Origin of the sequence: Thermobaculum terrenum ATCC BAA-798 (assembly GCF_000025005.1) — a bacterium.
Lineage (GTDB): Bacteria > Chloroflexota > Chloroflexia > Thermobaculales > Thermobaculaceae > Thermobaculum > Thermobaculum terrenum.
Genome location: NC_013526.1, coordinates 700,863 through 711,502, shown reverse-complemented (window position 1 = coordinate 711,502; position 10,640 = coordinate 700,863). Strand labels below are relative to the sequence as shown.

Below are 10,640 nucleotides of genomic sequence, written 5' to 3'. Positions count from 1 at the left end.
TCCTGCAGTAGCCTTCCCGGGCGGTATCACTTGGTCACCGGCAATTCCTTAGGTACCAAGAGAAACGCCCCACCCGTGATCTTCCATGTGCCCGCCTCGCGTCGCAGGTACACGTCACGACGCTCAGTCCACTCCTCAGGACCGAACGGCCCAACGGGACCAAAGCGCGTTATGGCCACCTCCACCCTGGCGCCGTCGTCTTGCACCTTGGACATGCCCACCTGGATCCTGCTGCCGCGGAGTTCTGACCCAAGCTGCTCCAGATCGTCGGCGGAGATGCGCCTCTTGGCATCTTGGGATAGATAGCTGTAGGCGCGGTCGAAGTCTCCGTTGTAGGCAGCCAGGTAGAACCGCTGTACCACTCCCTCTGGGGTGGTGGGCGGCGCTAGCTGGGGGCCCCATCGAGAAGGGATCGCGAGGGCGAGCAGGCCGAGCAGGATCAGGGCGCCCCCTCCCAGGATGAGGATCAGCAGGCCGGCATCGGCCCGCTGCACGCGCGTCCTGAGTTTATAGGCCATCGCCATACCTCCGTCGAACCTCACTCCCATTATGCCCACGGATACGCTGGAGCACCCCACCCCAAGGGGTGATTGATCCGTCGACAACGGGTAGTGGCCGTGTTATAATAGAGGCCATCCTCCGGGCGGCGGCCCGTGGTAGCATGGTGCAGAGGAGGATGGAGATGCAGAGGCGCGAGCTGCCTGCTGCAGCGCTGGCGGTGTTGGCCACCCTGGTGCTGCTGGTGCTCATCTACATCGGATCGCGCGGGCTGCGGGACTTCGACTCCGCGCTGATCGGGTACGCGGTGGCCACGGTGTTCGCCCTGGCGGCGATCGTCTACCGATACACGCTCTGGCTCACGCGACCTCCCACCTGGCGGTACTTCAAGGCGGGCTGGACGACGTTCCTCTCCTGGCGGAACTTCCGCCGCTACACGACGTTGATCCCGATCGCCTGGTGGCGCGATATCTTCGGGCAGACGTTCATCCGCCGACGCAGCCGGCAGCGGTGGATCATGCACATGTCGATCTTCTGGGGGGTAGTGATCTCCTGCCTCATCACCTTCCCGCTCACCTTCGGCTGGATCAGGTTCACCTTCGTGCCGCCTGACCACTACCAGCTGTGGTTCTTTGGCTTCCCGGTGTTCACCTTCCCCACGAGGGCGGGCACGGGCTTCGCGCTGTTCCACGCCCTGGACTTCACTGCGCTGCTGCTGATCATAGGGGTGGGCATCGCCCTGTGGCGCCGCACCACCGACGTGGGGCTGAGGACCACCCAGCGCTTCGGGTTCGACCTGGTGCCGCTCGTGCTGCTGTTCGCCATCGCCATAACGGGGCTGGCGCTGACGGCGTCCTCCCTGTGGTGGCACGGCAAGTTCTACTGGTTCATATCGCTGGCCCACCAGGTGACGGTGGTGGCGTGGCTCCTGTCGATCCCGTTCGGCAAGTTCTTCCACATCGTCCAGCGGCCCGCGAGCATAGGCGTGACGCTCTACCAGACGGTGAGCCACGACGTGGAGCACTACGGTAGGTCGCGGGCCGAGCCGGGACGATGCCGGCGCTGCGGCGAGGAGCTGCCGTCCCAGCAGTTCATCGGGGACCTGCGGGCCACGCTGGGCGAGCTGGGACAGGACTACGACCTGGGCGGCGATAGGGGGTGGCTGCAGGAGTACTGCCCCACCTGCAAGAGGGTGCTCCGCGGCCAGGCGTACTATGGCGGGGTTGGCAGGAGGTTCCTCTGATGAGCGTGAACAAGGACGTGTTCTTCCCGGGGCGCGACTTCAACTACGACTTCCAGTCGACGGGCGAGCCACCGATGGGCTGGGAGGAGGCCGATCGCCTGCCGGACGAGCTCGTCCCCACCCACTGCTGCTTCTGCGGAGTGCAGTGCGGGATGCACCTGCGGGTCACCGACGGGCAGGTGACGGGCGTGGAGCCGCGGGACTTCCCCCACAACAGGGGGAAGCTCTGCCCCAAGGGCGTCGTGGCCTACCAGCAGGTGAACCACTCCGACCGCCTGACGTACCCCATGATCCGCAGGGGAGGCAAGGGGAGCAGGCTCGAGAGGGCGAGCTGGGACGAGGCGCTGGACTACGTGGTGGCTCGCTGGCGCGAGATCCAGGCGCGCCACGGCAGGGACGCGGTCGCGGTGTACAGCGGCTCGTCGATGACGAACGAGAAGTGCTACCTCGTGGGGAAGTTCGCGCGCGTGGCGTTGGGGACGCGCCACGTGGACTACAACGGCAGGCTGTGCATGTCCTCGGCGGCGGTGGCCTACGCCCGCGCCTTCGGCATAGACCGCGCGCCGCTGCCGATGACGGACATCCCGCTGGCGGACTGCCTGCTCGTGGTGGGCTCCAACGTCGCCGAGTGCTTCCCGGTGATGATGCAGTGGCTGTGGAGGGCAAGGGACAAGGGCGCCAGCCTGATCGTGCTGGACCCACGAGAGACCGCCACCGCCCGCACGGCCGACCTGTGGTTGCCCGTGCGGCCTGGCACCGATATCGCTGTCCTGAACGCTATGCTCCGCCAGATAGTCCACGATGGCCTCGTTGACGAGGAGTACATCCAGCGACGCACGGTCGGCTGGGAGGCGGTGAGGGAGGTGGTGGAGAGGTACACGCCGGAGCTGGCCGAGCGGATCTCCGGCGTGCCGGCCGAGCGGATCGTCGCGGCGGCGCGGCTCTACGGGAGGGCGCCCACCTCGCTGGTGATGCACGCGCGCGGGATCGAGCACAGCACCCACGGGGTGGACAACTGCCTGGCCTGCATCAACCTGGCGCTGGCGCGCGGCCAGGTCGGCAAGCCGGGGGGCGGCAGCATGATGCTGACCGGACAGGGCAATGGCCAGGGGGGACGCGAGGTGGGGCAGAAGGCGAACCAGCTGCCGGGCTACCGTCACATCGATGTGCCCGAGGACCGGGAGTACATCGCCCGCGTGTGGGGCATTCCCGTGGAGGAGATGCCGTGGGAGGGGGCGGCCGCGACCGAGATGGTGGGGCTGATGGCGAAGGGGGAGATCAAGAGCTGCCTGGTGATCTGCTCCAACCTGATGGTCTCGCTGCCGAACGTCGAGGTGGTGGGGCGGGCGCTCCGCAACCTCGACCCGTTGGTGGTGATCGACTTCTTCATGTCCGAGACGGCGGAGCAGGCGGACGTGGTGCTGCCGGGCTCGGTGTGGTGCGAGGACGAGGGCACGACCACGAACCTCGAGGGGAGGGTGGTGAAGCTCAACCGGGCCGCTGACCCGCCTGGGGAGGCGCGGCGGGATGTCGACATAATTATCGACCTGGCCCGTCGCCTCGGTAGGGGTGAGTTCTTCCGCTACAGCTCCACCCGCGACATCTGGGATGAGCTGCGGGTGGCGACGAGGGGAGGGGTGTCCGATTACTACGGCATCACCTGGGAGAAGATCGAGTCGCAGGGCGGGGTGTTCTGGCCCTGCCCGAGCGAGGACCACCCCGGCACGCCGCGGCTGTTCACCGAGCGTTTTGGGCACCCGGACGGCAGGGCGCGCTTCCACCCCGTGGAGTACACCCCTCCGGCCGAGGAGCCCGGGGGAGCTTATCCCCTGCGGCTGACGACGGGCAGGGTGGTGTACCACTACCTGAGCGGCAACCAGACCAGGCGGCTGGGCTTCCTGCGCTCGCAGGCTCCGGAGCCCTGGGTCGAGATCCACCCTCAAGTGGCCGAGCGGCTGGGCATCACCGACGGCGAGCGCGTGCGAGTGCGCACGCCCAGGGGCTCGATGGAGCTGAGGGTGCTCGTCGTGCCGACGATCCGGCCTGACACGATCTTCATCCCGTTCCACTACGGGCACGAGCAGGCGGTCAACCAGCTCACCAACCCGGCCGTGGAGCCCACGGTGAAGATCCCAGAGTACAAGGTGTGCGCCGCCGCCGTCGAGAGGCTCGACTCCCCACGCGGCCCGACGGCGGATGGTGCGGTGCGGCACTTCACGCCGGAGAGCGCGCCGAGGATGTTCCCTTACGACACAGGGGAGTCCCGCAGCGAGCCGGAGAAGCGGGCGAAGACTTACTAGGGAGGGACGCGGTGGCGGTCATCAAGACGATGTTCGTGGATCCTTCCAGGTGCATCGGCTGCCGAGCGTGCGAGGCGGCCTGCCGGGAGTGCGACTCGCACAAGGGAGAGAGCATGATCATGGTGGACTTCATCGACCGGGGGCTCAGCACGGCCACCCAGCCGACCATCTGCATGCACTGCGAGGACCCCGTGGCCCCCTGCGCGCAGGTCTGCCCGGTGATGGCGATCCTGATCACGCCAGAGGGCGTCGTGCAGATGGCTGACCCCTCGCGCTGCATCGCCTGCCGGAACTGCGTGTACGCCTGCCCGTTCGGCGTGCCGAAGATGGACCTGGAGAGTAGGTTGATGAAGAAGTGCAACCTGTGTTACGATCGGACCTCGCAGGGCCTGCAGCCTTGGTGCGCCCAGGCCTGCCCCACGGACGCGTTGTGGTACGGCAGCTACGAGGAGTTCGTGGCCGAGCGGCGGGGCCGCGCCGTGAACCTCACGCTCTTTGGATCCCAAGGGGTGAGGACGAGGATCTACCACATCCTGCCCGAGGATCGGCCGGCCCTCGACTTGGGGCTGCTGGAGAGGGGCGACCTCGCGGCGACTGGGATGGGGAGGGAGAAGCCGTGGGTGCTGTGATCGGGCGCGACCCAAGGTCCCAGGAGACTCGTGCGCGGGGGGACCGCTGGCGCTCGGAGTTCCCGTACCACTGGGACGCCGACGACCTGGTGTCGCGCCGCGAGCTGCTGTTCTTCGCCGTCTACACCTCTGGAGCGCTGTTCGTGAGCACCCTGCTGTTGGCGGTGCTCGGCCTGCTGCAGAGGCCCAGGCGGCACGCCCCGAAGCTGATCGCCAGGGTCGGCGACCTACAGGAGGGGCGCGCCATCTACTTCAACTACCCGGGGCCGGACGACCAGGCGATGCTCCTCTACCTGCCCGGAGGCACGCTGGTGGCCTACAGCCAGCGCTGCACCCATCTGTCGTGCGCGGTGTACTACCAGGCAGATCGTCGGCGGCTGTACTGCCCGTGCCACGACGGGGTCTTCGACCCGGCCACGGGGGAGCCCGTAGCGGGGCCGCCGCCCAGGCGGCTACCGCGCATCAAGCTGCGGCGCCGGGGCGACGCCATCTACGCTGTGGGGGTGGAGGTGTGAGCGACGAGAGCACCCACCAGACAGCCGTAGCTGCCGAGTCGCACGCCGTGGAGCCGGGCGAGGGCCCGCCGCCAGGCCAAGGGCCGTTGGTGCTGCTGGCCCTCTCGATAGGCATGATCCTGATGGGCATCCAGCTGTGGCTGCTGACGGTGGCGCTGGACCTGTACTTGGGGGGCAGCGGCAGGGATGTGTGGCAGCTGGCGATAGTGTCCGGCGCGATCTTCCTGGGAGGGCTGGGGGTTATCTGGCTCATCCGGCGGCGGCCGCGGGTCAGGCGGCGAGGGGGCTCTTAGCCTATGGGCGGGCGAGTGCGCGCGCTGGTGCTGAGCACCTTGGCGTTCACGACCTGCTTCGCTGTCTGGGGTCTGATCTCGCCCTTGGCGCCCACCTTCCGGGAACTCTACGGCCTCTCGGGGGCGCAGGCGGGCCTGCTGGTAGCCCTGCCGGTGCTGCTGGGCTCGCTGCTGCGCCTTCCCCTGGGGATCCTGGCCGATCGCTACGGGGGCAGGCTCGTGTTCACCCTGCTCCTCCTTGGCCTGCTCCTGCCGGTGGGGCTGGCCGGAATGACATCCTCCTACGCGACCCTGCTGGCCGTGAGCCTTATGCTGGGCGTGGCTGGAGCCTCCTTCGCGGTGGGAGCGCCGTTCGTCGCCGCTTGGTGGCCTCCCGATCGGCAGGGACTCGCGCTCGGTGTGTACGGGATGGGCAACTTCGGTACCGCGATCTCCAGCTTCCTGGCGCCCAAGCTGGCCGACAGCCTCGGTTGGCGCACGACCTTCTGGGTGCACTTGCCGGTCCTGGTCGTCATGGCTGCCCTCTTTTGGCTGCTGGGCCGCGATGCCCCTGGTCGGGTCGTTCGCGTGCCCTCTCTCCGGGAGCGCCTGTCCGTGTTCCGCCGCCGGCCTATCTCCTGGGTGCTGGCCCTCTTCTACTTCGTCACCTTTGGAGGGTTCGTCGCCATCAGCGTGTACCTCCCGATTCTGCTGGTGAGCGAGTACGGGCTGTCGAGGCCGGACGCGGGCACCAGGACCGCGGGGTTCGTCGCGGTGGCGACGCTGGCGCGCCCCATCGGTGGGTACCTCGCCGACAGGGTGGGGGGCGCCCCGATCCTGAACGCGACGTTCCTGGTGGTGGCCGCGTTCGCCGTCGTGCTCGCCTTCCTGCCCGGCATGCCGATCCTCACCGTCGCCTTCCTGGGCATAGCTGGGATGCTTGGGCTCGGCAACGGCGCGGTGTTCAAGCTGGTGAGCAGCTACTTCCCGGCCGAGACGGGTACCGTGACAGGCCTCGTGGGCGCAGCCGGCGGATTGGGCGGGTTCTTCCCCCCGCTCGTCATGGGGGTGGTCCACGACGTCGCGGGCTCCTACGCGATCGCCTTCATGCTGCTCTCGGAGTTCGCGCTGCTGTGCCTGGTGGTCAACATCCTCGTGATCCAGCACCGCGCCTCCCTCCTGACGCCGGAGGAGGGCGAGGGCTCGTCGTGATGGGGGCACGTCGATAGATGGACGCACCCATCTACCCCGTCCGTGCCTCGATGCCCTGGTGGCCCTGCAAGTGTTGCCTGGGCTGCGGGGTGAGCAGCAGGGGCGTCCTGGGCTCCCCGGCCCCCGGCTCTCCTCGCGGGTGATTACGAACCGTAGCCTTGGGGTGCGATCCTACTGGATGGGCTCAGGGGAGATCGCCGATCTCCCCTGAGCTAACGGGGCGCGCCCTGCCTTGCCGGCCTGGCTGGGCGTTAGCCTCCTAGTCCCGCACCATGGTGGCGCGTGTTATCTCCTGGTCGGTGAAGATGTCGGTGTCGTCCCTGCTGCGGGTGGAGAACTCCGACACTATCGCCCCCTCGGGCCCCGCCTGGAACCAGTGGAGGGTGTTGGGGGGGATGGTGTGCTGCTCCCCTGGATGCAGCTCGATCTCGTGCCACACGGTGTAGGTGTGCTCCCTGCCCTGTGGGGGCCTGGCCTTGGGGGAGGGGGTGGGCTCCCCCTCCAAGTACAGGTACACCAGCCCACGCCTGCACCTGAAGGTCTCCTCCTTGCCCGGATCATCCCCCACCGGGGGATGCCTGTGCTCGGGACAGGTCTGGTGGGGGAAGAGTACCAGCTCCTTGGCACACACCCTCTCGGTGTTGATGTAGGTCACCAGCTGCAACCCCGTGTGCTCCAGGTCTCCCAGCCCGAAGTCGGCCACCTCTATCTGGGCACGCTCCTGTGGGGTGAGGACTATGCCCGCCTCCTCCAGCATCTGCGCCGCCCTCTCCTGCGCCCTCCTGTACTCCTCCCTGCTCAGCATCTCCATACCTCCTAAAGGGATTGGTCACCTGTTGGTCACGTCGTCCGGGCCGCGCCACACGCCCGGGGTGCGGGTCTCGGCCCAGCCCGGGCCCGGGCTGCGACGCTGCCTGGGCCAGCCCGCGCGCACTCGGGCCTCGATCTCCTGCCAGCTTGGGATCCCGCTAGTGGCGTCCGGGGCCTCCACGCTGCAGGCTCCCACCGCGCACGCCGCGGTGAGCGCCTCCTCCGGGGGCAAGCCCCGCAGCAACGCCATCAACAGCCCCGCCATGGTGGCGTCTCCGGCCCCCGTGGTCCCCACCACCTGGACCTCGAACACGTTGGCCCACAGCTCCCTGCACGCCCACTCCCCCCTGGCCGTCAGCGCGGGCCCGGCGCGCCCGAGCCTCTCCTCTCCAGCCGTCCGCAGGTACAGTCCCCGCTCGCCCAGCTTCACCCCGGCGATCGCCGCGCCCATCTCCAGCAGCCTCGCCCCGACGCCGCGGACGCGCTCCGGGGTCACCACTCCTTGGGGCTGCCCGAGCATCAGGAGGATCTCGCCGATCGAGGGCACGCACACGTCTGTCCAGGGGAGCGCCCTCTCCAGGATCGAGGGCCAGTCCGCCCTGCCCGCCGGGCTATCGGGGTCGGGGTACGCCATGTCCAGCGACGTCGTGAGCCCCAGCTCCTTGGCCCTCCGCAGCAGTTCCTCCAGCTCCCTGCCCCCGTCCTCGTACATCGCGCGCATGATGGGGGGATAGCCGAAGTGCAGCAGCCGCGCCCCCGCCAGGGCATCGGACGGCAGGTCCCTGCTCGTGAAGGTGTCGTTGGTGCCGGGGTAGTGCAGCACCACGCGGTCGATCTGCGGGGGGTTGAGGATCACGCTGTAGGACGTGTGCTCCCCAGGGCTGGGCAGCAGCCTGACCTCCATGTGCCGCCCGCGCCTCTCCAGCAGCTCGCGCACGAGCTGGCCAAACTCGTCCTGCCCCACCTTGCCCACCAGGCGGGTCCTGACGCCCAACCTGCCCAGCGCCAGCCCCGTGTTGGGCATGCAGCCGCCGGTGGCGATGCCCGCGGGCCCCACGTGTGTGATGGTGCCCGGCAGCAGCTCCAGGCCAGAGCGGTGCGTCCACTCCGGTATGATATCCAGGCAGGTGTGGCCCGCCACCACGGCCTCCGCGCGCATCCCGGCCTACCCTCCTGCCCCCACAGGCACCACCGCAGAGGTGCGATGCGACTCCAGCGCGGCGGTGAACAGGCTGTGGCTCACCCCCGCCTCCTGGGGGGTGGCGCACCTGAAGCCCCCGATCATCTCCTCTCCGTGCGCCAGCTCGTCCAGGAACGCCGCCCACATCTGCAGGATCGCGTCGGGGAAGCCGAACTCGAAGATGCCTCCTGTCACGGTCCGGTACACGCTCTCGTGGCCCAGGTCCAGCGACTGCCAGGCCTGCTCGCCGCCGGGCCGGTACTCCAGGAAGCGCAGCGTCCTGGGGCGCTTGGTGCTGAACGCGAGCGAGCGCTCCGTCCCCATGACCTCCAGGTACCACGTATTGGTCTCCCCGGGCGATATGCGCTTGGTCTCCAGGATCATCGGGAAGCTCTGGTCCTCCGCCTCCACCTCCGTGGCCAGGATGGCGTTGTCCCAGGTGTCGCAGGGCACCATCCGTCCCTGCTGGTCGGGCCGCTCGGGCACGATGTTGGAGAGCAGCGCCCGCACGTTCTTGGGCAGCCAGCCGAAGCGCGCGGGCAGGTGGACCACGTGCATGCCGAGGTCTCCCATGCAGCCGTACTCGCCGTTCGTATCGGCCCTCCGCTTCCAGTTGATGGGCTTGTTGGGGTCCAGGTCGCTGGAGTGGAGGAAGCCCGCGCGGACCTCTATGATCCTGCCCAGGCGCCCCTGCTGCACCGCTTGCACGATCCTCTGGGCTCCTGGGTAGAAGGGGAACTCCGAGGAGACCCTCACCAGCACCTCGGGGTGCGCCCGCACGGCGCGCATGATGCGCTCGTAGGCTGGCAGGTCGATCCCGAACGGCTTCTCGCCCAGCAGGTGCTTGCCAGCCTCGATGGCATCCACGTACACCTGAGCGTGCAGGTTGTGCGGGATCGCGCAGTACACCGCCTCCACCTCGTCGCTGGCCAGCAGCTCTCGGTAGTCGTGGGTGTAGAGCGCGACGGACGGGAAGCGCTCCCTGTACCAGGCGAAGGCCGCGGGGTCGACGTCGCACACGGCAACTATCTCGGGGGCGACGTCCAGGTCCAGCAGGGCAGGCCAGCGGGCGGAGGCGACCGCGAACTCGCGCCCCATCAGCCCCGCCCCTATGATCCCGAAGCGGACCCTACGCCTGGGCATGGGCGGCCTCCCTTATCGCCCGCATCGCCTGCTCGGGCCCGGCGCCCTCGTGGACGACCATCATGAGCGCCCGCACCATCGCTCGGGGGTGCGGGTGCTGGATGACGTTGCGGCCGTAGACTATCCCCTGCGCCCCCTGCCGCATCAGGGCGTGCGTCCGCCGCAGGACCTCCTCGTCCGGTACCCGGCCACCGCCCCTGACCAGCACGGGCGCCTCCCCCGCCGCCTGGACCACCCGCCAGTAATCCGCTGGGTCATCGGTGGGATCGGCCTTGATGACGTCGGCCCCCAGCTCCACCGCCTGCCGGACAAGCGGCACTATCTTCTCGGGGTCCCCGTCCACCATGTAGCCGCCCGCCACCTCGTTGGGCCTCATCACCAGCGGCTCAACCATCAGCGGCATGCCGTACCGCTCGCACTCGGGCTTGAGGCGCGCCACGTTGCGCAGGCACTCGTGGTACAGCTCCGGCTGGCCGGGTATCTGGAAGAGGTTGACGACCACGCAGGCCGCGTCCAGCCGCAGCGCCTGCTCGAGGGGAGATTCGATCAGCTGGCTGAACAGGTGGCGAGGGAGCACCCTGCCGTACACGTTGGCCACGTCGGTGCGCAGCACGAGCGCGGGCTTCTGCTTGCCGGGGATCTCCTGCAGCAGCCTGGCCTGTCCTGGGGAGAGCTGGATGGCGTCGGGGCCCGCCTCGACCAAGGTCGTGACTGCCCTCCGCATGTCCTCGATGCCCTCCAGGAAGGTCCCCTCGTTGAAGAAGCCGTGGTCTACCGCCACGTCGAAGCACTTGCCGTCCGGCGCAAACAGCCTGTTGAGTCTGGGATTGGGGCTCAC

General features: G+C 68.6%; 11 protein-coding genes. 6 read left to right on the top strand and 5 right to left on the bottom strand.

Annotation, left to right across the window (positions count from 1 at the left end):
* Positions 1–26: 26 nt before the first annotated feature.
* Positions 27–518, bottom strand: coding sequence for a hypothetical protein (locus TTER_RS12785; protein ID WP_012876461.1), 492 nt, complete (start codon positions 516–518; stop codon positions 27–29).
* A gap of 164 nt (positions 519–682) precedes the next feature.
* On the opposite strand from TTER_RS12785, the gene TTER_RS12780 reads away from it, so the two are divergent.
* From TTER_RS12780 to TTER_RS12755, 6 genes are read left to right on the top strand one after another with little or no spacing between them, the layout of a single operon-like run.
* Entirely contained in the window at positions 683–1,741 is a 1,059-nt protein-coding gene (locus tag TTER_RS12780) for a major facilitator transporter (protein WP_012876460.1), read from the top strand.
* A complete protein-coding gene (locus tag TTER_RS12775) occupies positions 1,741–4,041 on the top strand; it encodes a molybdopterin oxidoreductase family protein (protein ID WP_012876459.1) in 2,301 nt (766 codons plus the stop codon). Before TTER_RS12780 ends, TTER_RS12775 begins: the two co-directional genes overlap by 1 nt.
* 29 nt (positions 4,042–4,070) lie before the next feature.
* On the top strand, positions 4,071–4,670 hold the full coding sequence (locus TTER_RS12770; protein WP_083769021.1) for a 4Fe-4S dicluster domain-containing protein: 600 nt from the start codon (positions 4,071–4,073) through the stop codon (positions 4,668–4,670).
* Positions 4,658–5,185: a Rieske 2Fe-2S domain-containing protein gene (locus TTER_RS16455; protein WP_012876457.1), complete on the top strand. Its 528-nt coding sequence runs from the start codon at positions 4,658–4,660 to the stop codon at positions 5,183–5,185. The genes TTER_RS12770 and TTER_RS16455 overlap by 13 nt, the downstream gene beginning before the upstream one ends.
* Positions 5,182–5,478, top strand: a complete 297-nt coding sequence (locus TTER_RS12760) for a DUF6755 family protein (RefSeq protein WP_012876456.1) — start codon at positions 5,182–5,184, stop codon at positions 5,476–5,478. The genes TTER_RS16455 and TTER_RS12760 overlap by 4 nt, the downstream gene beginning before the upstream one ends.
* Before the next feature lie 3 nt (positions 5,479–5,481).
* On the top strand, positions 5,482–6,669 hold the full coding sequence (locus TTER_RS12755) for an MFS transporter (RefSeq protein WP_012876455.1): 1,188 nt from the start codon (positions 5,482–5,484) through the stop codon (positions 6,667–6,669).
* Between the two features lie 259 nt (positions 6,670–6,928).
* Here the strand turns inward: TTER_RS12755 and TTER_RS12750 are convergent, their stop codons facing one another.
* From TTER_RS12750 to TTER_RS12735, 4 genes are read right to left on the bottom strand one after another with little or no spacing between them, the layout of a single operon-like run.
* Positions 6,929–7,474: a D-lyxose/D-mannose family sugar isomerase gene (locus tag TTER_RS12750; RefSeq protein ID WP_012876454.1), complete on the bottom strand. Its 546-nt coding sequence runs from the start codon at positions 7,472–7,474 to the stop codon at positions 6,929–6,931.
* A gap of 24 nt (positions 7,475–7,498) precedes the next feature.
* A complete protein-coding gene (locus TTER_RS12745) occupies positions 7,499–8,638 on the bottom strand; it encodes a carbohydrate kinase family protein (RefSeq protein WP_012876453.1) in 1,140 nt (379 codons plus the stop codon).
* A gap of 6 nt (positions 8,639–8,644) precedes the next feature.
* The gene (locus tag TTER_RS12740; RefSeq protein ID WP_012876452.1) at positions 8,645–9,802 is read right to left on the bottom strand and encodes a Gfo/Idh/MocA family protein; all 1,158 of its coding nucleotides are present in this window, start codon (positions 9,800–9,802) and stop codon (positions 8,645–8,647) included.
* On the bottom strand, positions 9,789–10,640 hold the full coding sequence (locus tag TTER_RS12735; RefSeq protein WP_012876451.1) for a class I fructose-bisphosphate aldolase: 852 nt from the start codon (positions 10,638–10,640) through the stop codon (positions 9,789–9,791). Before TTER_RS12735 ends, TTER_RS12740 begins: the two co-directional genes overlap by 14 nt.

Excerpts from the sequence above, each read along its gene's own strand:
- TTER_RS12750 (WP_012876454.1), bottom strand. The coding sequence starts at position 7,474 with ATGCTGAGCAGGGAGGAGTACAGGAGGGCGCAGGAGAGGGCGGCGCAG.
- TTER_RS12785 (WP_012876461.1), bottom strand. The coding sequence starts at position 518 with ATGGCCTATAAACTCAGGACGCGCGTGCAGCGGGCCGATGCCGGCCTG.
- TTER_RS12770 (WP_083769021.1), top strand. The coding sequence starts at position 4,071 with ATGTTCGTGGATCCTTCCAGGTGCATCGGCTGCCGAGCGTGCGAGGCG.
- TTER_RS12755 (WP_012876455.1), top strand. The coding sequence starts at position 5,482 with ATGGGCGGGCGAGTGCGCGCGCTGGTGCTGAGCACCTTGGCGTTCACG.
- TTER_RS12775 (WP_012876459.1), top strand. The coding sequence starts at position 1,741 with ATGAGCGTGAACAAGGACGTGTTCTTCCCGGGGCGCGACTTCAACTAC.
- TTER_RS12745 (WP_012876453.1), bottom strand. The coding sequence starts at position 8,638 with ATGCGCGCGGAGGCCGTGGTGGCGGGCCACACCTGCCTGGATATCATA.
- TTER_RS12740 (WP_012876452.1), bottom strand. The coding sequence starts at position 9,802 with ATGCCCAGGCGTAGGGTCCGCTTCGGGATCATAGGGGCGGGGCTGATG.
- TTER_RS12780 (WP_012876460.1), top strand. The coding sequence starts at position 683 with ATGCAGAGGCGCGAGCTGCCTGCTGCAGCGCTGGCGGTGTTGGCCACC.